Source organism: Burkholderia sp. DN3021 (assembly GCF_049805555.1).
In the GTDB taxonomy this organism is placed as follows: Bacteria; Pseudomonadota; Gammaproteobacteria; order Burkholderiales; family Burkholderiaceae; genus Burkholderia; species Burkholderia pyrrocinia_C.
This window is the reverse complement of the sequence record NZ_JBNCAB010000038.1, coordinates 12283-35702: the sequence shown is the minus strand read 5'-3', so window position 1 is coordinate 35702 and position 23420 is coordinate 12283. Positions and strand designations below refer to the sequence as shown.

Sequence of the window (23420 nt, the reverse complement as noted above, 5' to 3'; positions counted from 1 at the left end):
CAGGAGAAACGCTGGAAATCAGTTCCCTTCGAGGAACGACTTCAGCTTGTCGGAACGGCTCGGGTGACGCAGCTTGCGCAGCGCCTTGGCCTCGATCTGACGGATCCGCTCGCGCGTGACGTCGAACTGCTTGCCGACTTCCTCGAGCGTGTGGTCCGTGCTCATCTCGATGCCGAAGCGCATCCGCAGCACCTTCGCCTCGCGCGGCGTCAGCGAATCGAGCACGTCCTTCACGACGTCGCGCATGCTTGCATGCAGCGCGGCATCCGCCGGCGCGACCGTGTTGGTGTCCTCGATGAAGTCGCCGAGATGGGAATCGTCGTCGTCACCGATCGGCGTTTCCATCGAGATCGGCTCCTTCGCGATCTTCATGATCTTGCGGATCTTGTCTTCCGGCATTTCCATCTTCTCGGCGAGCGTTGCCGGATCCGGCTCGAGACCGGTTTCCTGCAGGATCTGCCGCGAGATGCGGTTCATCTTGTTGATCGTCTCGATCATGTGAACCGGAATACGGATCGTGCGCGCCTGGTCCGCGATCGAACGCGTGATGGCCTGACGGATCCACCACGTCGCATAGGTCGAGAACTTGTAGCCGCGACGGTATTCGAACTTGTCCACCGCCTTCATCAGGCCGATGTTGCCTTCCTGGATCAGGTCGAGGAACTGCAGGCCGCGGTTCGTGTACTTCTTCGCGATCGAGATCACGAGACGCAGGTTGGCCTCGGTCATTTCGCGCTTCGCCTGGCGTGCCTTCAGTTCGCCGGCCGCCATCTGGCGGTTGGTTTCCTTCAGGTCCTTCAGCGGCAGCACGACGCGCGCCTGCAGGTCGAGCAGGCGCTGCTGCTGTTCGCGAATCGCCGGGATGTTGCGCGACAGGACCGCGCTGTACGAATGGCCTTCGGCCGTGATCTTCTCGGCCCAGTCGAGATCCGTCTCGCTGCCCGGGAAGCGCGCGATGAATTCCGAACGCGGCATGCCGCACTTGTCGACGACGATGTGCAGGATCTGGCGCTCGACCTGACGCACTTCGTCCACTTGCGCACGCAGCGTGTCGCACAGGCGCTCGACGGTACGCGCGGTGAAGCGGATCGTCATCAGCTCGGTCTGGATCGTTTCCTGCGCCTTCAGGTAGGACTTCGACTTGTAGCCTTCCTTCTCGAACGCGCGGCGCATCTTGTCGAACCACTCGCTGATCTGCGAGAACTTGTCGAGCGATGCGCGCTTGAGGGCTTCGAGCTGGGCGGCGTTGGCCGTCGCCTGCGCGGCGCCGTCATCGTCCTCCTCTTCCTCTTCTTCCTCTTCCTCTTCGGCTTCCTCGTCCTCGTTCTCGATGGCTTCCGCTTCCTTCGCGGAGAAGCCGTCGGTATCGGCGGAGTCCGAAGCATTCGGATCGAGCAGGCCGTCGACGAGCTCGTCGACGCGGATCTCTTCGTTCGCGACGCGCTCGGCCATCGCGAGGATGTCGGCGATCGTCGTCGGGCACGCGGAAATCGCCATCACCATGTGGCGCAGGCCGTCCTCGATCCGCTTCGCGATCTCGATTTCGCCTTCGCGCGTGAGCAGCTCGACCGTGCCCATTTCGCGCATGTACATCCGGACCGGATCGGTCGTGCGGCCGAACTCCGAATCGACGGTGGACAGCGCGACTTCCGCTTCCTCTTCGACTTCATCGTCCGACGACGCGGCCGGCGCGTTGTCGTTCAGGAGCAGCGTTTCCGCGTCCGGCGCCTGCTCGTAGACCGCCACGCCCATGTCGTTGAACGTGCCGATGATGCCTTCGAGGGCTTCGGTCTCGGTGAAGTTGTCCGGCAGGTGATCGTTGATTTCGGCGTACGTAAGGAAGCCGCGCTCCTTGCCGAGCTTGATCAGCGCGCGCAGCTTCACGCGGCGCTCTTCGAGCTCCTCGGCCGTGCCCGGCGTGCTCGTCGCGAACGCTTCCTTCAGCAGCGCCTTTTCCTTGGCGCGACGATCGCGCACCTTGGATTTGCCCGGTGCAGCCGCGGCTGCGGGCTGCTCGTCGCTCTGATTTGCGTCGTCGTCGACGGATACTTCGTTCAGCTTTTTGGTCATGGAGTTCGCCGTACCGGCTATATCGACTCGCGGCTGCTGGACGACAGCCGGTTGAACCGTGGGTGCATGAGTAGTACGTACTGCCGTTTCGTCCGCGGCGGCAGTCGTGTCCCTTGCGCTTTTCGCACTTGCCCGCTTCGCCGCCGGCTTGGCCGGCCCGGAGTCGGGTCTGGCGGCAGCCCGTGTTCTGGCTGCCGGCGCCGGCGCAGCCTGAGCAGTGCCGGCCGCGGTTTTCTTTCCCGCAGGGGCTGACGATGCTGAAGACGTTGTCCTGGTGGAAGAAGCAGACTTGGCCGCTGTGACCTTCTTGGTCGGCTCCGTCGAGCCCTTGCCTGTTGCTTTCTTTCCGCCTGTCGTCTTTGCCATCGCGATTCTCGCCTCTGCTTGGAAAACAAACCGCTGGAAACCTTATATTATAGCACGCTGGGGAACCCTCTCTAAGCGCCCCGGCCGCCTACAGCCCGAGCCGACGCTTCATGTCGGTTCGCTGCTGGTTCAATTCCGTCAATTCGGCCAATTCCCCGGGTGTGAAGGTGGATTGCCGCGCCAGCCGATCGAGCCGGTCGCAGCAGGCGTCATAGCGCATCTTGAGCACCGCCGCCTGCAGCTCCTCCCCCGCGATCCGTTCCTGTTCACGCTGCCGCTCGGGCACCGTCTCGTCTTCCGGATTCTGTAACAGCAAATCGCGGACGTTTTCATCATAGTCCAGAATTTCGCGGAAGATTTCCTCGTAAGTCGCCCCGTTCGAGGACGTCCTCAGGACATCCGACAGCAGCCGGAACTCCGCGCCGTCGCCCAGCGCACGCGCATGGTCGACGACTTCGGCGAACAGCTCGCCGATGCGCGGCAACGCGCGCAGGGTCGCAATCTGTTCGTCGTCGAGCTGCGACGCGATACGCGGATGCATCACCAGCGTGCGCAACGCACGCTTTTCGCTGTCCGTCACGCGGCGCCGCTCGCTGCGCGCGGGCGCCTGGCGCGGCGGCGCCGCGATCCGCGCGTCGACGTCGGACAACCCCGCGACCTCTTCGAACGGGATATCGAGGCGGTCCGCGAACATGTGCATGATCTGCGCGCGCAACGCGTTCGCAGGCAGCGCCTGCAGCAGCGGCTTCGCATCGAACAGCGCCTTCGCGCGGCCTTCCGGCTGATCGAGCGCCTTGCCGGCAATTGCTTCGTTGAGCAGAAATTGCGACAGCGGCATCGCGCGCTCGACCTGCTCGGAAAACGCATCCGCGCCGAACTCGCGCACATAGCTGTCCGGATCGTGCTCGGCCGGCAGAAAAAGGAACCGGATCGTGCGGTTGTCCGCCGCATGCGGCAGGCACGCCTCGAGCGCGCGCCGGGCCGCACGCCGCCCGGCCGAGTCGCCGTCGAAACTGAAAATGACCGTGTCGGTCTGGCGCAGCAGCTTCTGCACGTGAATCGGCGTGCACGCGGTGCCGAGCGTCGCGACCGCGTTCGGGAAACCGAGCTGCGCGAGCGCGACGACGTCCATGTAGCCTTCGACGACCAGCACGTACTTGCGCTCGCGAATCGCGAGCCGCGCCTCGAACAGCCCGTACAGCTCGCTGCCCTTGTTGAACAGCGGCGTTTCGGGCGAGTTCAGGTATTTCGGCTCGCCGCTGCCGAGCACGCGGCCGCCGAAGCCGATCACCTGCCCCTTCACGTTGCGGATCGGGAACATGATCCGCTCACGGAACCGGTCGTAGCGGCGCGCGACGCCCTGCGCATCGGTTTTCTCGCTGACGATCACGAGCCCCGACTCGACGAGCGACTCGTCGCGATAGTCGGGGAACGCGGTTTCGAGGTTCTGCCAGCCGTCCGGCGCATAACCGAGACCGAAGCGCGCGGCGATCTCGCCGGTCAGGCCCCGGTTCTTCAGGTACTGGATCGCGACAGTCGCGCCGCGCAACTGCTTGCGGTAGTAATCGCACGCGGCAGTCATCGCATCGGACAGCGCGGTCGCGACGGATTTCGACACCGGCGCCGGATAATCGCCGCCACTGCCCGTGCCTCCACCGCCGCCGCGCATCGACGGCTCGTGCGGCACGGTCAGCCCGACGGACTGCGCGAGCTCCTGCACGGCTTCCGGGAACGTGAGCCCCGCATGCTCCATCAGGAAGCCGATCGCCGTGCCGTGCGCGCCGCAGCCGAAGCAGTGATAGAACTGCTTGGTCGGGCTGACGGTAAACGACGGGCTCTTCTCGTTATGGAACGGGCACAGCCCCATGAAGTTGGCGCCGCCCTTCTTGAGCTGCACGTACCGACCCACCACGTCGACGATATCGACGCGGTTCAGCAAGTCCTGCAGGAACGAATGCGGAATCACCGTGGGATCGAGCGAAAAAAGACCATACGACGCCCGGCGCACGCAACGCCGCGCGCGCCGGGAACGGGTTTTACTTCGTGAGCGCGGCCTTGACCTGCGCGGAAACGGCCGTCATGTCGGCACGGCCGGCGAGCTTGCCCTTCAGCACACCCATTACCTTGCCCATGTCCTGCGGGCCGGCTGCGCCGGTTTGCGCGACCGCCGCCTGGACTTCGGCCGCCACTTCGGCATCCGACAGTTGCGCGGGCATGTAGCCGCCCAGCACGGTCAGCTCGGCCTGCTCCTTCGCGACGAGGTCGTCGCGGCCGGCGGCCTGGAACTGGCTGATCGAATCCTTGCGCTGCTTGATCATCTTGTCGATCACGGCCGTGATGCCCGCGTCGTCGAGCGCGACCCGATCATCGACCTCGCGCTGCTTGATCGCGGCCATCAGCAGGCGAATCGTCGCCAGGCGCTCGCTTTCCTTCGCGCGCATCGCAGCCTTCATGTCTTCGCTGATCTGCTCTTTCAAACTCATCTTTCACCCGGGATGGAAACGTGAATCCGACGCCCGCGAACGGGCGTCAACACAAAAACCCGCTTGGGACAGTGTCTCAAGCGGGTTGCTCGAATCCGGCATCGGCGACTCGCCGCCTGATCGGCTGCGCGATCACCCGATCGCACGGAGTCGCCGGTGCGCCGCTCAGCGAACCGCGCGGCGCCCAATCGTTCAGTACAGCTTCTTCGGCAACGTCTGGCTGCGGATACGCTTGTAATGACGCTTCACCGCAGCAGCCTTCTTGCGCTTGCGCTCCGCGGTCGGCTTCTCGTAAAACTCGCGCGCACGAAGTTCGGTCAACAGACCATTCTTCTCGATCGTGCGCTTGAAGCGACGCATTGCAACTTCGAACGGCTCGTTCTCTTTAACGCGAATGATCGTCATGATCCGACACGAATAAAGGTTTGCAGGGAAAGACTACCGAGTATAGCAGAGCGATTGTTCAAAGGCACGGGGCCTGGTCCCGCTAAAACGGGGCTTGCCCGGCCCGTCAGGCGCCGCGCGCATACTCCGCCGCGGCCTGCCCGGCCGCCGTGCCGGACGCCCACGCCCACTGGAAGTTGTAGCCGCCGAGCCAGCCCGTCACGTCCACGGCCTCGCCGACGAAGAACAGCCCCGGCACGCGCGCGCTCATCATCGTCGCCGACGACAGCTCCCGCGTATCGATCCCGCCCTTCGTCACCTCGGCCTTCTTGTAGCCTTCGGTGCCGTTCGGCGTCAGCGTCCAGCCGGCGAGCGCGTCGCCGATCTGGCGCAGCGTCTTGTCGGGCAGGTCCGCAAGCCGTGCGTCGGCCGCGACACTGTGTGTGTCGAGCCATGCGTGCGCGAGGCGCGACGGCACCCAGTCCGCGAGCAGCGAACCGATCTGGCGCTTCGACGTGCGCTTCGCGTCGAGCAGGTCGGCCACCGTGTCGCGCTGCGGCAGCAGGTCGACGCGGATCGGGTCGCCGGGCTGCCAGTAGCTCGAGATCTGCAGGATGCCGGGCCCCGACAGGCCGCGATGGGTCAGCAGCAGGTCCTCGACGAATTCGCCACCGCGCTTCTTGTCGCCGGTCGATACGCGCACTTCGAGCGACACGCCGGAGAGCGCCGCGAACGGCTCCCAGTCGTGCTGCGCGAACGTGAGCGGCACGAGCGCGGGCCGCGTATCGATGAGCTTGTGGCCGAACTGCTTCGCGAGCCGGTAGCCGAAATCGGTCGCGCCGATCTTCGGGATCGACAGGCCGCCCGTCGCGACAATCAGTGCGCGCGCACCGATCGATCCGGCCTGCTGCGTGTCGAGCGTGAAGCCGTCGGCCGGTGCGTGGCGCACCGCGTCGACGACGACGGGCCGGCGCCACGCGATGCCGCCCGCGTCGCATTCGTGCTTCAGCACGTCGATGATCGTGTCGCTGCCGTGGTCGCAAAAGAGCTGGCCCTTGTGCTTTTCGTGCCAGGTCACATGATGGCGCCTGAGCAGCCCGAGGAAGTCGCGCGGCGTATAGCGCGCCAGCGCCGAACGCGCGAAATGCGAATTCGCCGACAGGTAGTTGTCGGGGCCTGCGTACAGGTTCGTGAAGTTGCAGCGGCCGCCGCCCGAGATGCGGATTTTCTCGGCGAGCCGCGGTGCGTGATCGATCAGCACGACGCGGCGGCCAAGCTGCCCGGCGACCGCGGCGCTCATCATCCCGGCGGCGCCCGCGCCGATCACGGCGATGTCAAAAGTTTCCATGGCGCGGATTGTACCTGCCCGGCATCGGGCCCGGGCCGCCGCCAGCGGCGTCCGGCCCTCGCCTGCTATACTTTCGGGTTACGTTTACCTTCCTTCGGCGCGCCCCGCCCGCACCCATGCTCGTTCTCGGCATCGAAAGCTCCTGTGACGAAACCGGCCTCGCGCTCTACGACACGCAGCGCGGCCTGCTCGCGCACGCGCTCCATTCGCAGATCGCGATGCACCGCGAATACGGCGGCGTCGTGCCCGAGCTCGCGTCGCGCGACCACATCCGCCGCGCGCTGCCGCTGCTCGAGGAAGTGATGGCGCAAAGCGGCACGCGCCGCGACGACATCGACGCGATCGCGTTCACGCAAGGCCCCGGCCTCGCCGGCGCGCTGCTGGTCGGCGCGAGCATCGCGAATGCGCTCGCACTCGCATGGAACAAGCCGACCGTCGGCATCCATCACCTCGAAGGCCACCTGCTGTCGCCGCTGCTCGTCGCCGAGCCGCCGCCGTTCCCGTTCGTCGCGCTGCTGGTTTCCGGCGGCCACACGCAACTGATGCGCGTGACCGACGTCGGCGTGTACGAGACGCTCGGCGAAACGCTCGACGACGCGGCCGGCGAAGCGTTCGACAAGACCGCGAAGCTGATCGGCCTCGGCTACCCGGGCGGCCCGGAAGTGTCGAAGCTCGCCGAAACGGGCACGCCGGGCGCGGTCGTGCTGCCGCGTCCGATGCTGCATTCCGGCGACCTCGACTTCAGCTTCAGCGGCCTGAAGACGGCCGTGCTCACACAGATGAAGAAGTTCGAGGCGGCGAAGCTGACGGGCGACGCGCTCGAACGCGCGAAAGCCGACCTCGCGCGCGGTTTCGTCGACGCGGCCGTCGACGTGCTCGTCGCGAAGTCGCTCGCCGCGCTGAAGAAGACGAAGCTCAAGCGCCTGGTGGTCGCGGGCGGCGTCGGCGCGAACCGCCAGTTGCGCGAGGCGCTGTCGGCCGCCGCGGCCAAGCGCGGCTTCGACGTGCACTACCCCGATCTCGCGCTCTGCACCGATAACGGCGCGATGATCGCACTCGCGGGCGCGCTGCGGCTCGGCCGCTGGCCCGAGCAGGCGAACGCCGACTATGCATTCACGGTGAAGCCGCGCTGGGATCTCGCGTCGCTCGCACGCTGAACCACGACGTCCCAGACAAGAAAACCAAAAGGCCGCTCAAAACGAGCGGCCTTTTTCATCGGCGCGGCAAAACGACGCAGCGTTATGCCGCTTGCCGCTTGTCGCGCTCGATCAGCGCATACGCGCTGTGATTGTGGATCGACTCGAAGTTCTCGGCTTCGAGCACATACGCGACCACGCGCTCGTCCGCATCGAGACGCTGCGCGACGTCGCGCACGAGATCCTCGACGAACTTCGGGTTCTCGTACGCACGCTCGGTGACGAACTTCTCGTCCGGGCGCTTCAGCAGGCCCCACAATTCGCACGACGCCTCTTCCTCCGCGATGCGGATCAACGCCTCGACCGGCAGGTCGGCCGCGAGCTCCGCATCGATCGTCACGTGCGAGCGCTGGTTGTGCGCGCCGTACTGCGAGATCTTCTTCGAGCACGGGCACAGGCTCGTCACGGGCACGAGCACTTTCAGGAACAGGCGCGTGTCGCCGTTGCGGCTTTCGCCTGCAAGCGTCACTTCGTAGTCGAGCAGGCTCTGCACGCCGGACACCGGCGCCGTCTTGTTCACGAAGTACGGGAACGTGACCTCGATGCGGCCGGCCTCGGCTTCGAGCTTCTCGAGCATCGACGCGAGCATCGCGCGGAAACGCTCGACCGTCAGCGGCGCGCGGTTCTCTTCGAGCAGCGCGACGAAGCGCGACATATGCGTGCCCTTCTGGTCGGCCGGCAGGTGCACGTCGAGATTCCAGACACCGACGCTCGGCTGCACGTCGCCGCTTTCGGTACGCACCGTCAACGGATGCCGGACCGCCTTCACGCCCACGCGCTGAATCGGGATCTGACGGGTATCCACCGTGCTCTGCACGTCGGGCATCACGAAGGCGGGATTCATCTGGTTCATCTTGTTCAATCCTTGTAAGCCGCGCGTTCGACGACGCGCACGCCGCGTCATGCGGCAGCCGGAAAAGCAACATGGGCCCGCAGGCCCATGTTTTCCGCATCAATGAAGACCGGTTGCGCCAGTCGCACCAGCGCCGCCCGCGGGCGGCGCCAGCTTATGCGACGCGCTTCGCCTGACCGGCGACATCGGCCGCCGGGTTCAGGAAGCGTTCGCGAATCGATTTCGCGATGCCCGCGCCGTCGAGGCCGCATTGCGACAGCAGCTTTGCGTGGTCGCCGTGATCGACGAACTGGTCAGGGAGGCCCAATTGTAGTACGGGTCGGATAACCCCACTCTCCATCAGGGCTTCCACGCAGGCCGAGCCCGCGCCGCCCATCACGCAGCCTTCCTCGATCGTGACGAGGTAGTCGTGCGTCTCGGCGAGTTCGCGCACGAGCGCGGCGTCGACCGGCTTCACGAAGCGCATGTTCGCGACGGTTGCGTCGAGCTCCTCGGCCGCGGCGAGCGACGGTGCGACCATCGTGCCGAATGCGAGGATCGCGACACGCTTGCCTTCCGGCTGCGCCGTGTGGCGACGCACTTCACCCTTGCCGAGCGGGATCTCGGTGAATTCCTTCACCGTCGGCACGCCCGTGCCCGCGCCGCGCGGATAGCGCACTGCGGTCGGGTTCGGCTGCTGCAGCGCGGTGTGCAGCATCTGGCGGCATTCGTTCTCGTCGGATGCGGCCATGATCGTCATGTTCGGGATGCAGCGCATGAACGCGAGATCGTATGCACCCGCGTGCGTCGCGCCGTCCGCGCCGACGAGGCCCGCGCGGTCGATCGCGAACACGACCGGCAGGTTCTGCAGCGCGACGTCGTGGATCAGCTGATCGTAAGCACGCTGCAGGAACGTCGAGTAGATCGCGACGACCGGCTTGAGCCCTTCGGTCGCGAGACCGCCCGCGAACGTCACCGCGTGCTGCTCGGCGATGCCGACGTCGTAGTAGCGATCCTTGAAACGCTTCTCGAACTCGACCATGCCCGAGCCTTCGCGCATCGCGGGCGTGATGCCGACGACGCGCGTATCGCGCTCGGCTTCATCGCACAGCCACTCGCCGAACACCTGCGTGTACGTCTTCTTCGCGGGCGTGGTCGACGGCTTGATGCCTTCGGCCGGATTGAACTTGCCGGGGCCGTGATAGAGCACGGGATCGGCTTCGGCGAGCTTGTAGCCCTGGCCTTTCTTCGTCACCACGTGCAGGAACTGCGGGCCGCGCAGTTCGCGGATGTTCTGCAGCGTCGGGATCAGCGAGTCGAGATCGTGACCGTCGATCGGGCCGATGTAGTTGAAGCCGAACTCCTCGAACAGCGTGGCCGGCACGACCATGCCCTTCGCGTGCTCCTCGAGCTTGCGTGCGAGTTCGAGCACCGGCGGCGCAACGCTCAGCACGCGCTCGACGCCCGCGCGCGCAGCCGCGTAGAAGCGGCCCGACATCAGGCGGGCGAGATGGCGATTCAGCGCGCCGACCGGCGGCGAGATCGACATGTCGTTGTCGTTCAGGATCACGAGCAGCTTCGCATCTTCCGACACGCCCGCGTTGTTCATCGCCTCGAACGCCATGCCGGCCGTCATCGCGCCGTCGCCGATCACGGCGATCGAGAAGCGGTCGTCGCCGTTCAGCTGGCTGCCGATCGCCATGCCGAGCGCGGCCGAGATCGACGTGCTCGAGTGCGCGGTGCCGAACGTGTCGTATTCGGATTCGCTGCGGCGCGGGAAGCCCGAGATGCCGTCGTACTGGCGCAGCGAATGCATCTGGTCGCGGCGGCCCGTGAGGATCTTGTGCGGGTAGGTCTGGTGGCCCACGTCCCAGACGATGCGATCGTTCGGCGTGTTGAACACGTAGTGCAACGCGATCGTCAGCTCCACCGTCCCGAGGTTGGACGACAAATGGCCGCCCGTCTTCGACACGCTGTCGAGCACGAACGCGCGCAGTTCATCCGCGAGCGGTTGCAGTTGGCGACGATCGAGGCGGCGCAGATCCGCCGGGTCGTCGATGGTTTTCAGCAAGTCGTACATCGTCGTTCCATTGTAGGAAATCAAACGCGCCCGCATTCTATTGCACGCATCGTAGCGTGTGCGCGGCGGCGGGCTTTCGCGTCAGCTGACCCGGTTCACTACCAGGTCGGCAAGTTCGGCGAGACGCTGTGCGCGCGCGCCGAACGGTTTCAGCGCGTCGTGCGCTTCGGCGCGCAGTTGCGCTGCGAGCTCGCGCGACGCCTCGAGGCCGAGGATCGAAACGTAGGTCGGCTTGTCGTTCGCCGCGTCCTTGCCGGCCGTCTTGCCGAGCGTCGCCGAATCGGTCGTGACGTCGAGAATATCGTCGACGACCTGGAAGGCCAGGCCCACGGCCGCCGCGTAGACATCGAGCGCGGCCATCGTTTCCGCAGACGGCGTCTCGCCGGCCAGCGCGCCCATCCGCACTGCCGCGCGCAACAGCGCGCCCGTCTTCATCCGGTGCATCGTCTCGAGCTGCTCGCGCGTCAGCTTGAGGCCGACGCTCGCCAGGTCGATCGCCTGCCCGCCGGCCATACCGAGCGAGCCGCTCGCAAGCGCAAGCTCGCGCACGAGCGCGGCCTGCTGCACCGGCGACAGCGCAGCGGCGTCGGTCAGCGCGACGAACGCCTGCGACTGCAGCGCATCGCCGACGAGCAGTGCCGTCGGCTCGTCGTACTGCACGTGCACGGTCGGCTTGCCGCGTCGCAGCGCGTCGTCGTCCATGCACGGCATGTCGTCGTGCACGAGCGAGTAGACGTGGATCATCTCCAGCGCCGCCGCCGCCGCATTGCGCGCCGCTTCCGTCGCGCCGGTCAGCTCGCCTGCTGCATGGCACAGCAGCGGGCGAACGCGCTTGCCGCCGCCGAGGACCGCATAGCGCATCGCCTCGTGGAGTTGCGCGGGCATCGCGGTTTCAGCGGGCAGATAGTGACCGAGTGCGTCCTCGACACGGTCAAGCACGGACCGCATCCATTGTTCGAATGTCATAGATCGTCGTCTTCGCCGTCCGTGGCGGCCGTTCCGGACGAAAGCGGCTTCAGCGTCGCGCCGTCGAGCACGCGAACCTGCTGCTCCACTTTCTCGAGCTGCTGTTGGCAAAATGCAACGAGGGTCGCACCGCGGCGGTACGCCGCCAGTGAATCCTCGAGGCTCAACGCGCCGCCTTCCATCCGGGCAACCAGCGTCTCGAGTTCCGCGAGCGCCATCTCATAATTGTCCGGCAACGGTTCGGTGCCATTGCCGGGCGGCGTGGCGCCTGGGGATGCGGTTTTCGCCATGGACGAGGGTGTCAAATTTCAAAACAAGTCGGACATTCTACGGCAAAAGAGAATTCTCCGATCTGCCGACTTGGGCACCTGGCACATATTCCGGCCCCATCTCCGGCACACAGTGTGCGCCTGGCGATTGTCTCCCGACAAAAAATTGACACAAATCAGGCACTTAATCCTGGCCTTGCGAGGCGAACCGGGTATAATTCCCCGTTTCCCTAAATCGATTTTTCGATGGTTGGGTTGTTCACTGCTTTCACGCTAACACCGGGAGTGGGAATGTCCAATCTGAGCGATGCGCTTCAGTTGAAGTCGGCTCACAGCCAGCTTCCAGTCACTGCATATTTCGATGAGGCGCTACTCGAGCGCGAGATCGAAACCCTCTTCAAGAAAGGACCTCGTTACGTCGGGCACGAGTTGATGGTGCCCGAGGCGGGGGATTATTTTGCGCTGCCGTCCGAGAAGGAAGGCCGCGTGCTGGTCCGCAACCAGACGAACCGGATCGAACTGCTGTCGAACGTCTGCCGCCACCGGCAGGCGATCATGCTCAACGGGCGCGGCCACGCGCAGAACATCGTGTGCCCGCTGCACCGCTGGACGTACGACCTGGAAGGCGAGCTGCTCGGCGCGCCGCACTTCCCCGACAAGCCGTGCCTGAACCTCGGCAAGAGCCCGCTGCAGAACTGGCAGGGGCTGCTGTTCGAGGCCGAAGGCCGGAATGTCGCGCGCGATCTCGCCAACCTCGGCACGAAACATCACTTCGACTTCTCCGAGTACCACTTCGATCATGTCGAAGTGCACGAGTGCGATTACAACTGGAAGACCTTCATCGAGGTCTACCTCGAGGATTACCACGTCGTCCCGTTCCACCCGGGCCTCGGCAGCTTCGTGTCGTGCGACGACCTCAAGTGGGAATTCGGCGACTGGTACAGCGTGCAGACGGTCGGCGTGCACAACGCACTCGCGAAACCGGGCAGCGCGACTTACCAGAAATGGCACGAGCAGGTGCTGAAGTTCCGCAACGGCGTGCCGCCGGAGTTCGGCGCGATCTGGATGGTCTACTACCCGGGCCTGATGATCGAGTGGTATCCGCACGTGCTCGTCGTGTCGTGGCTGATCCCGCGCGGCCCGCAGAAGACGACCAACATCGTCGAGTTCTATTACCCCGAGGAAATCGCGCTGTTCGAACGCGAATTCGTCGAGGCCGAGCGCGCCGCCTATATGGAAACGGCCGTCGAGGACGACGAAATCGCGATGCGGATGGACGCAGGCCGCCATGCGCTGATGGCACGCGGCGAGTCGCAGGTCGGCCCGTACCAGAGCCCGATGGAAGACGGCATGCAGCACTTCCACGAGTTCCTGCGCCGCCACCTCGGCGACATCTGATGGCCGGTGCGGCGCTTTGACGCCGTACCGCATCCGGCAGACGAAAAGACGGGCTTCGGCCCGTCTTTTTTTGTTTAGACTTGGAATATCAGGCCATTCGCACTCCAGGGAGCCGTCATGCCGCACACTCATTACACCACGCTCATCTCCGCCGCCAATCTCGCCGAGCGCCTGGCCGCGGCGCCCGGCAGCGTCGTGCTGTTCGACTGCCGCTTCGACCTCGCCGATCCGGGCGCGGGCGAAGCCGCGTATGCAGCCGGCCACATCCCCGGCGCGCAGTATCTTCATCTCGACCGCGACCTGTCGGGCCGCAAGACGGGCACCAACGGCCGCCATCCGCTGCCGACCCGCGATGCATTCGCCACGCTGCTCGCGAGCCGCGGTCTCAAGCAGGGCCAGCAGGTCGTCGCATACGACGCGCAAGGCGGCGCCTATGCGGCGCGCCTGTGGTGGCTGCTGCGCTGGCTCGGCCACGATTCGGTCGCCGTGCTCGACGGCGGCCTGCAGGCATGGGAAGCGGCCGGCCAGCCGCTGACGGCCGACGTGCCGCAACCGGCCGCCGGCGATTTCCGCGCGGGAGCGCCTCTTGAATCGACGGTCGACGCAGCAGCCGTGCTTGCGAACGTGACGTCGCACACGCGCGTCGTGATCGACGCACGCGCACCGGACCGCTATCGCGGCGAAAACGAAACGATCGATCGTGTGGGCGGCCACATCCCCGGCGCGCGCAACCGGTTCTTCAAGGACAACCTCAACGCCGACGGCCGCTTCAAGACTGGTCACGAACTGCGCGAGACGTTTGCCACGCTGCTGGCGGGCACCGAACCGAATCTCGCGATCCTGCAGTGCGGCTCCGGCGTCACCGCCTGCCACAACGCGCTTGCGCTGGAGATCGCAGGGCTGCACGGCGCATCGCTGTATCCGGGCTCGTGGAGCGAATGGAGCGCCGATCCGTCGCGGCCGATCGCGACCGGCCCGAACCCGTAATCCGGCGCGCGGCGCACCGGTGAAGCGAAGCGGCGGCCATTCGGCCGCCGCGTTCCGTTTACATCACGCCGTACTTGTGGAACCACGCGATCGCGCGCTTCCAGCCGTCCTCGGCATCACCCTTTACATAGCTCGGCCGGTAGTCAGCGAAGAACGCGTGGCCGGCATCCGGATACACGACGATCTCCGATTCGCGCGCGAGCTTCGAGTCGCTCGTCTGGATCGCCTTGCGCATGTCCGCGAGCGAGGCCTGCGTGATGTTCGCATCCTTCTCGCCATACAGCCCGAGCACGGGCACCTTCAGCGACGCCGCATGATCGACCGGATTGAACGGCGTCATCTCGTCGGTCTTGCCTTCGACGAACCCGTACCACGCAACGGCCGCACGCACGTGCGGATTATGTTCGGCATACAGCCACGCCTGGCGGCCGCCCCAGCAGAACCCCGTCACGCCGAGACGCGCCAGGTCGCCACCGTTCTTGCCGGCCCATGCGACCGTCGCATCGAGATCCTCGGTGACCTGCCGGTCCGGCACCTTGCTGACGATGTTGTCGACGAGCGCCTGGATCGTCGGATACTTCGCCGCGTTGCCCTGCCGCGCGAACAGGTCGGGCGCAATCGCGAGGTAGCCGAGCTTCGCGAAGCGGCGGCAGACGTCGGCGATATGCGCGTGCACACCGAAGATCTCGTGGATCACGATGATGACCGGCAGGTTCGTCTTGCCGGCCGGCTGCGCGCGATAGGCCGGCACGCTCGCGTCGCCGGAGCGGATCTCGACGGTGTCGACGTCCAGCCCGGCGCTGTCGGTCGTGACCGTCTGCGCCGAAACGGGCAGCACGGCCGCAGCGAAGGTGCCGCCCAGCGCGGCCTGCATGAACTTGCGGCGCGAGAACGGGACGTGGGGGACCAGGCTGTCTACTTCGGGTTTCAACATGAATGCACTCCTCGATAGAGCGCCGCCGTCACGATCGTGGATACGGCATGACGGGGCATCGCGCCGGCGCACGGCGCGGATGTCGCGGCGGTTGGCACCCCGCCGCAAACGGAAACCCGGACAAGATGCCCAATAATCCGTTGTCGCGTCAACTGTCAGATGTGTAAGACTCGATTACGACTCATCGATTCGAGCGCATCGGTCGTGGCGTCGAAGCCCGCTGACGCCCCCGCCGAATCGCGGCGCTGCTCGCATCTATCGATCGCCGTTGCACGACCGGATGCTTGCGGATTGAAAAAACGCGTGTGCGACATCGCCCGGCCAGAACACGCGCAGCCGCCTCGCTGCCCGCAAACACAACGGGCGGAGAACACGTGCGACGCACGCACTCCCCGCCCGCTCCCCGCTCGAGCGCGAGGTGTCAGTGCAGCTTGACGCGCGGCAACGTCGTGCGCCGCAGCCAGTGCGCGACCGTGTCGAGCATCATCCGCGGATAGCCGTGCAGCGCCGCGATGTGCAGCCGGTACAGCGACATGTACATGAAGCGCGCAAACAGCCCTTCGATCAGCATGTTGCCGCCGATCAGCCCGCCCATCAGGTTGCCGACCGCACTGAAATGGCCGAGCGACACGAGCGAACCGAAATCGCGATATGTGAACTCGGGCAGCGGACGCCCTTCGAGCCGGCAGCCGATCGCCTTCAGCAGGAAGCTCGCCTGCTGGTGCGCGGCCTGCGCGCGCGGCGGCACGTTGCGTTCGTTGCCGGGCCACGCGCATGCCGCACAATCGCCGAGTGCGAACACGTTGTCGTCGGTGAAGGTCTGCAGCGTGCGACGCACGTCGAGCTGGCCGAGCTTGTTGACCTGGAGGCCGTCGAGATGCGAGAGCACGGACGGCGCCTTGATGCCGGCCGCCCAGACCGTCAGGTCCGCGCGCACCGTCTTCCCGCTCGCGGTATGCACGAGCCCCGGCGCGACCTCGGTCACGCGCTCGCTGAGCATCAGCCGCACGCCGAGCTTTTCGAGCAGTTCGGCCGTCGCCGTCGACACACGCTCCTGCAGCGCCGGCAGAATCCGCGGCCCCGATTCGATCAGCACGATGCCGACGTCGTGGCGCGGGTCGAGCTTGTGCAGCCCATACGCGGACAGCACCTGCGCCGTGTTGCGCAGCTCCGCGGACAACTCGACGCCCGTCGCGCCGCCGCCGACGATCACGACCTGGATACGCGGTTCGGCCGCATCGCCGGGCGCGGTCGGCGCCGGCGCCTGGTGCTCGGCACGCATGCACGCGGCGATCAGCCGCTTGCGGAAGCGCTCGGCCTCGCCAACCGTATCGAGCGCGATCGCGTTTTCCGGCGCGCCCTGCACGCCGAAGAAGTGGGTCGTGCTGCCGATCGCGATCACGAGCGTGTCGTATTCCAGCTCGCGCTCCGGCAGCAGTTCCGCGCCGTCGCTGTCGTTGATGGGTGACAGCGTGATGCGCTTCGCCGCGCGGTCGAGGCCGGTTAGCCCGCCCTGCTGGAACTCGAAGCCGTGCCAGCGCGCCTGCGCCGCATATTCGAGCTCCTGCGTGAACGGGTCCATGCTGCCGGCCGCGACCTCGTGCAGCAGCGGTTTCCAGATGTGCGTCGGATTGCGGTCGACGAGCGTGACGAGCGCACGCGCGGGACGATTGCCGCGCGCGCCGTAACGGTCGCCGAGCCGCGTCGCCAGTTCCAGGCCGCCCGCGCCTCCGCCTACGATGATGATCCGATGCATCCGATTCCCCCTTTGCGATTCGAAACTGCTGCCGCCGGACGAAGCGAACGCGATGCATTCGCGCCGCCGGTGGATTAACCGGTTCGGACATCATCGATGTGCAGTTCGAAGCACTTCGATGCGCCCGGTTCCGGAACGCGGGGCGCGCCGCCCCGGGTCAATGACATGACTGACATGCATTGTCCGGGAGCTTGCGCGTTGACCACAAGCAAACCATCTCGATATTCGGCATCCCTGCAACAATATGCCGCAGGAATCGGGAACCGCGCAGCGGTGCGTCAGTGTGCCTCTTCCCAGTTCGCGCCGGCGCCTACTTCGGCGACGAGCGGCACCTTCAGCTTCGCGACGCCGCACATCATTTCCGGCAGTTTCTCGCGCACGAGCGACAACTCGCCGTCGGGCACCTCGAGCACCAGTTCATCGTGCACCTGCATGATCATCCGCGATGCAAGCCTGTCGCGCGTGAGCCAATCGTCCACCGCGATCATCGACAGCTTGATCAGATCGGCCGCGGTGCCCTGCATCGGCGCATTGATGGCCGCGCGCTCGGCCGCCTGGCGGCGCGGGCCGTTGCCGCCGTTGATCTCCGGCAGCCACAGGCGGCGGCCGAAAACGGTTTCGACGTAGCCCTTCTCCTTCGCGGTCGCGCGCGTGTCTTCCATGTACTGCGCGACGCCCGGATAGCGGGCGAAATAGCGGTCGATATAGAGCTTCGCCGCGTCGCGCGTGATGCCGAGGTTCGATGCGAGCCCGAACGCGCTCATCCCGTAGATCAGCCCGAAGTTGATTACCTTCGCGATCCGGCGCTGGTCGGAATTGACCTCCAGCGGCGTCACGCCGAACACCTCGGCGGCCGTCGCGCGGTGGATGTCCTCGCCCTGCGAGAACGCACGCAGCAGCGACGCGTCGCCCGAGATGTGCGCCATGATCCGCAGTTCGATCTGCGAATAGTCGGCCGACACGATCCGGTGGCCCGGCGACGCGATGAACGCCTCGCGGATCCGCCGGCCTTCGGCCGTGCGCACCGGAATGTTCTGAAGATTCGGGTCGTTCGACGCGAGGCGGCCCGTCACCGCGACGGCCTGCGCATAGTTCGTGTGCACGCGGCCCGTGGCGGGGTTCACCATGCGCGGCAGCTTGTCGGTATAGGTCGACTTCAGCTTCGACAGCCCGCGATGCTCGAGCAGCAGCTTCGGCAGCGGGTAATCCTCGGCCAGCTTCTGCAGCACCTCTTCGTCGGTCGACGGCGCACCGCTCGGCGTCTTCTTCACGACCGGCAACTGCAGCTTCTCGAAGAAGATCTGCCCGATCTGCTTAGGTGAGCCAAGATTGAATTCGCCGCCCGCCAGTTCATACGCCTGCGCTTCGAGCTCGATCAGACGCGTTGCGATTTCGGTGCTCTGCGCGTGCAGGAGCGCGTCGTCGATCAGCACGCCCGTGCGTTCCATCTTGCGCAGCACGAGCGACACGGGCATCTCGATCTCGCGGTACACGCGCTCGAGGCCCGGTTCGCGCGCGACCTGCGGATACAGCGCGTGATGAAGCTGCAGCGTGATGTCGGCATCCTCGGCCGCGTATTCGGCGGCCTGCGCGAGCGCCACTTCGTCGAAGCCGATCTGCTTCGCGCCCTTGCCGGCCACGTCTTCGTACTTGATCGTCTTGACGCCCAGATGACGCAGCGCGAGGCTGTCCATGTCGTGCGTGCGGTGCGATTCGACCACGTACGATTCGAGCAGCGTGTCGTGCTCGATGCCGTTCAGCGCGATGTCGTAGTTCGCGAGCACCTGCGCGTCGTACTTCAGGTGCTGGCCGACCTTCTTGCGATCGGCCGATTCGAGCCACGGCTTCAGGCGTGCGAGCACTTCGTCGAGCGGAAGCTGCTCGGGCATGTCGGGGCCGCGGTGCGCGACCGGCAGGTACGCGGCCTTGCCGGGCTCGACCGAGAACGACAGGCCGACGAGCCGCGCGAGCATCGGGTCGAGTGCGGTCGTCTCGGTGTCGAACGCGGTCAGCGCGGCCGTGTCGATCTTCGCGAACCACGCGTCGAACTGCTCCCAGGTCTGGATCGTGTCGTATTCGCGAACGATGTCGGCCGCCACCACCGGCGCCGGGTCGCCGTCCGGCGCATCGGCGTCGCCGCCTTCCGCCGGTGCGCTGTCGACTTCGCGCAGCCACGTCTTGAAGCCGTAGCGCGCGAAGATGTCGCGCAGCAGATCGCGCGCCTCGCCGTCGGTCTTCAGCGACGCTTCGATCGATTCGAGATGCGGCGCGAGATCGCAAGCCGTGTCGACCGTCACGAGCGTGCGGCCGAGCGGCAGGAAGTCGAGCGCGCGGCGCAGGTTGTCGCCGACCACGCCCTTGATGTCGTCCGCATGCGCGATGACGCCGTCGAGGCTGTCGTATTGCGACAGCCATTTCACGGCCGTCTTCGGCCCGCACTTCTCGACGCCCGGCACGTTGTCGACGGTATCGCCGATCAGTGCCAGGTAGTCGATGATCCGCTCGGGCGGCACGCCGAACTTCGCGATCACGCCGTCGCGGTCGAGCGTCTCGTTGGTCATCGTGTTGACGAGCGTCACGTGGTCGGTCACGAGCTGCGCGAGATCCTTGTCGCCCGTCGACACGATCACGTTCATCCCGTGCCGTTCGGCTTCGCGCGCGAGCGTGCCGATCACGTCGTCGGCCTCGACGCCTTCGACCATCAGCAGCGGCCAGCCGAGCGCACGCACCGCGCCGTGGATCGGTTCGACCTGCAATGCGAGGTCGGGCGGCATCGACGGGCGGTTTGCCTTATAGTCGGCATAAAGGTCGTCGCGGAACGTCTTGCCCTTTGCATCGAACACGCAAGCGCTATACTCTGCACTGACTTCCTTGCGCATACGGCGCAGCATGTTGATGATTCCGTAGAGCGCTCCGGTCGGCTCCCCGCCAGGGCCACGCAAATCAGGCATCGCATGGTAAGCCCGATACAGATAGCTCGAACCGTCAACCAATAGCAGGGTCTTACCTTCCAGATTTCGTTCTTCAGGCATTATGAACAAGAGAAAAGTGATTCCGAGTCTGCGTTCGCTCGCAGATCAAGAACGCGCGACGGCCAAGAAGGCCCGCGCATCGTGGCAGATGTTCACGATTATGGCAGAGTTTATCGAGGCGACCGAGTACCTGTCGGAGATCCGCCCGGCTGTCAGCATCTACGGTTCTGCCCGCCTCAAACCCGACACGCCGCACTACAAGCTGGCCGCGCAGATCGCGCGCAAGCTGTCCGACGCCGGCTTCGCCGTGATCTCCGGCGGCGGCCCCGGCATCATGGAAGCCGCGAACAAGGGCGCGCACGCCGGCAAGGCGCCGTCGGTCGGCCTGAACATCGAGCTGCCGCACGAGCAGGCCGGCAACCACTACCAGGACATCTCGCTGCGCTTCCGCCACTTCTTCACGCGCAAGGTCACGTTCGTGAAGAATTCGGATGCGGTGATCGTGATGCCGGGCGGTTTCGGCACGCTCGACGAACTGTCCGAAGTGCTCACGCTGATCCAGACGAAGAAGTCGCGCCTCGTGCCGATCATCCTCGTCGGCAGCACGTTCTGGCAGGGCTTGCTGCAGTGGTTCCGCGACCAGCTGATTCCGATGGGCCTCATCAATCCGGAAGACATGGATCTGATGCAGGTGATCGACGATCCCGACCAGGTGCTCGACGCAGTGCTCGCGTTCTACGAGGACAGCGGCGAGGAAGAAGGCGAAGGTTCGGATGGGCAACCGCCGCGGCCCGAAGAAGACCGCATGTTCTATCTGTAACCCGTCCGTGACGACCGCCGGCCCGACGGCCGGCGTACCGTTTCCCGCGCGGCAGGCATGGCGATCAGGCCACCTGCCGCGTGCTACTTTGTAACGCGCCGTTAATCCCGCTTCACGGCCGCGCGCCGTCGAATGTCAAATTCGCGCGGTCGGCGCTGCGCGATGCGGCGTGATCGCCCGCACCCGCGGCCCGCCATTGTCAAATGTGCGGCCCAATGCCCGCATCCCGCGCCTGCGAGCCGCCAACCCGCGGTAACAAACAGGCCTCGCCTTTTCCGTCGCGTGCCAGCACACTGCATTGTGTCGGCGCGGCGTTCCCCCGGTGGAACGATCCCCCCTCGCTTCCATCGCGTCGCGCCGGCCACCTCACAACGACATCACGGAAAAGAACATGAAGCGCTCTCTGATCGCCCTCGCCTTCGCCGGCCTCGGCCTTTCGCTGTCCGGCCTCGCTCATGCCGTCAACGTCGACGTCAACATCGGCACGCCCGCACCGGTCGTCGTCGCGCCCGCGCCCGTCGTGGTCGCTCCGGCGCCCGCGGTCATCATCGGCTGGCACGGCGACCGCTACTGGGACGGCCGCCGTTACTGGGAACGCCGCGAGTGGGAACGTCATCATGGTTACGACGATCGTCGCGGCTACCACTGCCCGCCGGGACACGCGAAGAAGGGTGAGTGCTGAGCGACACCGCACGGCCGCTCGACACGCAAGGCCGCCCGCGCGCTTCTGCGCCGGGCGGCCTTGTCGTTTTCGGCGGCGCATTCCACGCGACCGCTGTCTTCCAACGGCAACGCGAACGGCAGCCCCGACCGTCGCGCATTCCGCCTGCCGGTAGATTCGCCGGTGCATCGGACGCTTGCGACAAAGGCAGATGTGCCCCGTCAGAAGGCGCGTCGCGCATGGTGATGCGCACCGCCGCCGGGGCCGGTGTTCACATCACTGAAACGCCACTTCCGCAAAGCTTCTCAGCTTGCGGCTATGCAGCTTGTCGAGCCCGTTCGTGCGCAGGATCTCCATCGCCTTCACGCCGATCTGCAAATGCTGATCGACCTGCCCGCGATAGAACGTGTCGGCCATGCCCGGCAACTTCAGCTCGCCGTGCAGCGGCTTGTCCGATACGCACAGCAGCGTGCCGTACGGCACGCGGAAGCGGAAGCCGTTCGCGGCGATCGTCGCGCTTTCCATGTCGAGCGCGATCGCGCGGCTCTGCGACAGCCGCTGCACGGGCTCGCGATGGTCGCGCAGCTCCCAGTTGCGGTTGTCGACGCTCGCGACGGTGCCCGTGCGCATCACGCGCTTCAGTTCGACGCCCTCGAGCCGCGTGACGTCGGCCACCGCGCGCTCGAGCGCGAGCTGCACTTCGGCGAGCGCCGGGATCGGCACCCACAGCGGCAGGTCGGCGTCGAGCACGTGATCCTCGCGCACGTAACCGTGCGCGAGCACGTAGTCGCCGAGGCGCTGCGTGTTGCGCAGCCCCGCGCAGTGACCGAGCATCACCCACGCGTGCGGACGCAGCACCGCGATGTGATCGGTGATCGTCTTCGCGTTCGACGGACCGACGCCGATGTTGACCATCGTGATCCCGCTGCCGTCCGCGCGCTTCAGGTGATACGCTGGCATCTGCGGCAGGCGCGGCGGCGCGGCGCCCTCGGCCGGCTCGCTGCCGAGGTTCGCGTTGTACGTGACGACATCGCCCGGCTCGACGAACGAGCCGTACTGGCTGCGGTACGCGCGCACCTCGGGATCGTCGCTCTCCGTCATCAGTTCGCGGCCGAGCTTCACGAACTCGTCGATATAGAACTGGTAGTTCGTGTAGAGCACGTAGTTCTGGAAATGCGTGGGCGACGTCGCCGTGTAGTGACGCAGCCGGTGCAGCGAGAAGTCGACACGCGCGGCCGTGAACAGCGCGAGCGGATGCGGTTCGCCCGGCGCCGGCTCGAACGTGCCGTTGACGATGCGGTCGTCGAGATACGACAGGTCGGGCGTGTCGAAGATGTCGCGCATCGCGAGCAGGCGGTCGCGGTCGAGCTCGCCTTCGAGATGGATGCCTTCCGGAAACGCGAAATGGACCGGAATCGGCTGCGACGACACGCCGATCTCGATCTTGACATGGTGGTTCTTCGACAGCAGGCGCAGTTGCTCGCGATAGTAGTTCGCGAAGAGATCGGGGCGCGTGACCGTCGTCTCGAACACGCCGGGGCCGGCGACGAAACCGTACGAGCGGCGCGAATCGACGTGCGTGTTGACGTCGGTGCGGATCCGCACGAACGGGTAGCACGCGCGCACGTGCTCGGTAATCGGTTCGTGGCGGCGATAGCGCGCGAATGCGTCGCGCAGGAAGCCCGTATTCGTGTCGTAAATGGCGGACAGCCGCGCGACGGCGGCGATCGAATCGTCGAAAGCCTCGACCGGCGGGCTTTCGGGCGTCAGCACACGGTGCCGGCGGCTCAGGTCGTTCTTCATTTGTATCACCTCGTCTGATCCGACGACATTACCACGGAACCCGGTCACCCTCGTGGCCGCCCATACGCACGCCAGGGCCGGATGACGCGCAGTAT

The 23420-nt window shown here is 65.9% G+C and carries 18 protein-coding genes; 5 read left to right on the top strand and 13 right to left on the bottom strand.

Going from position 1 to position 23420, the window contains the following annotated elements:
- Window positions 1–18: 18 nt before the first annotated feature.
- The 5 genes from rpoD to ACPUER_RS19525 form a co-directional block, all read right to left on the bottom strand.
- Window positions 19–2436 (bottom strand): RNA polymerase sigma factor RpoD, encoded by a 2418-nt coding sequence (gene rpoD, locus ACPUER_RS19545; protein WP_111019855.1) that lies wholly within the window; start codon window positions 2434–2436, stop codon window positions 19–21.
- 88 nt (window positions 2437–2524) lie between these two features.
- Window positions 2525–4402 carry a DNA primase gene (dnaG, locus tag ACPUER_RS19540; protein ID WP_425131898.1) on the bottom strand — a complete coding sequence of 626 codons (1878 nt, stop codon included), beginning with the start codon at window positions 4400–4402 and terminating at the stop codon, window positions 2525–2527.
- A gap of 70 nt (window positions 4403–4472) precedes the next feature.
- Complete coding sequence (locus ACPUER_RS19535; protein WP_425131897.1) at window positions 4473–4919, bottom strand: GatB/YqeY domain-containing protein; 447 nt, start codon at window positions 4917–4919, stop codon at window positions 4473–4475.
- Window positions 4920–5111: 192 nt separating this feature from the next.
- Window positions 5112–5324: a 30S ribosomal protein S21 gene (rpsU, locus tag ACPUER_RS19530; RefSeq protein ID WP_006479415.1), complete on the bottom strand. Its 213-nt coding sequence runs from the start codon at window positions 5322–5324 to the stop codon at window positions 5112–5114.
- A gap of 106 nt (window positions 5325–5430) precedes the next feature.
- Window positions 5431–6651, bottom strand: a complete 1221-nt coding sequence (locus ACPUER_RS19525) for an NAD(P)/FAD-dependent oxidoreductase (RefSeq protein WP_425131896.1) — start codon at window positions 6649–6651, stop codon at window positions 5431–5433.
- A gap of 116 nt (window positions 6652–6767) precedes the next feature.
- Here ACPUER_RS19525 and tsaD point away from each other — a divergent pair, with 116 nt between their 5' ends.
- Window positions 6768–7808, top strand: coding sequence for a tRNA (adenosine(37)-N6)-threonylcarbamoyltransferase complex transferase subunit TsaD (gene tsaD / locus ACPUER_RS19520; protein WP_072439421.1), 1041 nt, complete (start codon window positions 6768–6770; stop codon window positions 7806–7808).
- Window positions 7809–7890: 82 nt separating this feature from the next.
- On the opposite strand, the gene folE2 is transcribed toward tsaD, so the two are convergent.
- The 4 genes from folE2 to ACPUER_RS19500 all read right to left on the bottom strand — a co-directional run bounded on the left by folE2 (window position 7891) and on the right by ACPUER_RS19500 (window position 12015).
- Window positions 7891–8700 carry a GTP cyclohydrolase FolE2 gene (gene folE2, locus ACPUER_RS19515; protein WP_175958674.1) on the bottom strand — a complete coding sequence of 270 codons (810 nt, stop codon included), beginning with the start codon at window positions 8698–8700 and terminating at the stop codon, window positions 7891–7893.
- A 154-nt stretch (window positions 8701–8854) separates the two neighbouring features.
- Window positions 8855–10759: a 1-deoxy-D-xylulose-5-phosphate synthase gene (dxs, locus tag ACPUER_RS19510; RefSeq protein WP_175958673.1), complete on the bottom strand. Its 1905-nt coding sequence runs from the start codon at window positions 10757–10759 to the stop codon at window positions 8855–8857.
- An 81-nt stretch (window positions 10760–10840) separates the two neighbouring features.
- Complete coding sequence (locus ACPUER_RS19505) at window positions 10841–11725, bottom strand: polyprenyl synthetase family protein (protein WP_175958672.1); 885 nt, start codon at window positions 11723–11725, stop codon at window positions 10841–10843.
- Complete coding sequence (locus tag ACPUER_RS19500; RefSeq protein ID WP_006479428.1) at window positions 11722–12015, bottom strand: exodeoxyribonuclease VII small subunit; 294 nt, start codon at window positions 12013–12015, stop codon at window positions 11722–11724. The genes ACPUER_RS19505 and ACPUER_RS19500 overlap by 4 nt, the downstream gene beginning before the upstream one ends.
- A 270-nt stretch (window positions 12016–12285) precedes the next feature.
- Between ACPUER_RS19500 and ACPUER_RS19495 the strand changes: the two genes are divergently transcribed.
- Entirely contained in the window at window positions 12286–13392 is a 1107-nt protein-coding gene (locus tag ACPUER_RS19495) for an aromatic ring-hydroxylating oxygenase subunit alpha (RefSeq protein WP_072439419.1), read from the top strand.
- 117 nt (window positions 13393–13509) lie between these two features.
- Entirely contained in the window at window positions 13510–14379 is an 870-nt protein-coding gene (locus ACPUER_RS19490) for a sulfurtransferase (protein WP_175958671.1), read from the top strand.
- A 58-nt stretch (window positions 14380–14437) separates the two neighbouring features.
- On the opposite strand, the gene ACPUER_RS19485 is transcribed toward ACPUER_RS19490, so the two are convergent.
- The 3 genes from ACPUER_RS19485 to polA all read right to left on the bottom strand — a co-directional run bounded on the left by ACPUER_RS19485 (window position 14438) and on the right by polA (window position 20101).
- Complete coding sequence (locus ACPUER_RS19485; protein WP_425131895.1) at window positions 14438–15313, bottom strand: dienelactone hydrolase family protein; 876 nt, start codon at window positions 15311–15313, stop codon at window positions 14438–14440.
- A 421-nt stretch (window positions 15314–15734) separates the two neighbouring features.
- Complete coding sequence (locus ACPUER_RS19480) at window positions 15735–17069, bottom strand: NAD(P)/FAD-dependent oxidoreductase (protein ID WP_111019845.1); 1335 nt, start codon at window positions 17067–17069, stop codon at window positions 15735–15737.
- A 278-nt stretch (window positions 17070–17347) separates the two neighbouring features.
- Window positions 17348–20101 (bottom strand): DNA polymerase I, encoded by a 2754-nt coding sequence (gene polA, locus ACPUER_RS19475; RefSeq protein ID WP_425131894.1) that lies wholly within the window; start codon window positions 20099–20101, stop codon window positions 17348–17350.
- A gap of 1 nt (window position 20102) precedes the next feature.
- On the opposite strand from polA, the gene ACPUER_RS19470 reads away from it, so the two are divergent.
- Both ACPUER_RS19470 and ACPUER_RS19465 read left to right on the top strand, forming a co-directional pair.
- A complete protein-coding gene (locus ACPUER_RS19470) occupies window positions 20103–20861 on the top strand; it encodes a TIGR00730 family Rossman fold protein (protein ID WP_175958667.1) in 759 nt (252 codons plus the stop codon).
- 391 nt (window positions 20862–21252) lie between these two features.
- Window positions 21253–21543 (top strand): hypothetical protein, encoded by a 291-nt coding sequence (locus ACPUER_RS19465; RefSeq protein WP_175958666.1) that lies wholly within the window; start codon window positions 21253–21255, stop codon window positions 21541–21543.
- Between the two features lie 255 nt (window positions 21544–21798).
- On the opposite strand, the gene ACPUER_RS19460 is transcribed toward ACPUER_RS19465, so the two are convergent.
- Complete coding sequence (locus tag ACPUER_RS19460; protein ID WP_175958665.1) at window positions 21799–23325, bottom strand: AMP nucleosidase; 1527 nt, start codon at window positions 23323–23325, stop codon at window positions 21799–21801.
- Between the last annotated feature and the right edge of the window lie 95 nt (window positions 23326–23420).

Coding starts and splice junctions, on each gene's coding strand:
- rpoD (WP_111019855.1), bottom strand. CDS start 2,436: ATGGCAAAGACGACAGGCGGAAAGAAAGCAACAGGCAAGGGCTCGACG.
- ACPUER_RS19535 (WP_425131897.1), bottom strand. CDS start 4,919: ATGAGTTTGAAAGAGCAGATCAGCGAAGACATGAAGGCTGCGATGCGC.
- rpsU (WP_006479415.1), bottom strand. CDS start 5,324: ATGACGATCATTCGCGTTAAAGAGAACGAGCCGTTCGAAGTTGCAATG.
- ACPUER_RS19525 (WP_425131896.1), bottom strand. CDS start 6,651: ATGGAAACTTTTGACATCGCCGTGATCGGCGCGGGCGCCGCCGGGATG.
- tsaD (WP_072439421.1), top strand. CDS start 6,768: ATGCTCGTTCTCGGCATCGAAAGCTCCTGTGACGAAACCGGCCTCGCG.
- folE2 (WP_175958674.1), bottom strand. CDS start 8,700: ATGAACCAGATGAATCCCGCCTTCGTGATGCCCGACGTGCAGAGCACG.
- dxs (WP_175958673.1), bottom strand. CDS start 10,759: ATGTACGACTTGCTGAAAACCATCGACGACCCGGCGGATCTGCGCCGC.
- ACPUER_RS19505 (WP_175958672.1), bottom strand. CDS start 11,725: ATGACATTCGAACAATGGATGCGGTCCGTGCTTGACCGTGTCGAGGAC.
- ACPUER_RS19500 (WP_006479428.1), bottom strand. CDS start 12,015: ATGGCGAAAACCGCATCCCCAGGCGCCACGCCGCCCGGCAATGGCACC.
- ACPUER_RS19495 (WP_072439419.1), top strand. CDS start 12,286: ATGTCCAATCTGAGCGATGCGCTTCAGTTGAAGTCGGCTCACAGCCAG.
- ACPUER_RS19490 (WP_175958671.1), top strand. CDS start 13,510: ATGCCGCACACTCATTACACCACGCTCATCTCCGCCGCCAATCTCGCC.
- ACPUER_RS19485 (WP_425131895.1), bottom strand. CDS start 15,313: ATGTTGAAACCCGAAGTAGACAGCCTGGTCCCCCACGTCCCGTTCTCG.
- ACPUER_RS19480 (WP_111019845.1), bottom strand. CDS start 17,069: ATGCATCGGATCATCATCGTAGGCGGAGGCGCGGGCGGCCTGGAACTG.
- polA (WP_425131894.1), bottom strand. CDS start 20,101: ATGCCTGAAGAACGAAATCTGGAAGGTAAGACCCTGCTATTGGTTGAC.
- ACPUER_RS19470 (WP_175958667.1), top strand. CDS start 20,103: ATGAACAAGAGAAAAGTGATTCCGAGTCTGCGTTCGCTCGCAGATCAA.
- ACPUER_RS19465 (WP_175958666.1), top strand. CDS start 21,253: ATGAAGCGCTCTCTGATCGCCCTCGCCTTCGCCGGCCTCGGCCTTTCG.
- ACPUER_RS19460 (WP_175958665.1), bottom strand. CDS start 23,325: ATGAAGAACGACCTGAGCCGCCGGCACCGTGTGCTGACGCCCGAAAGC.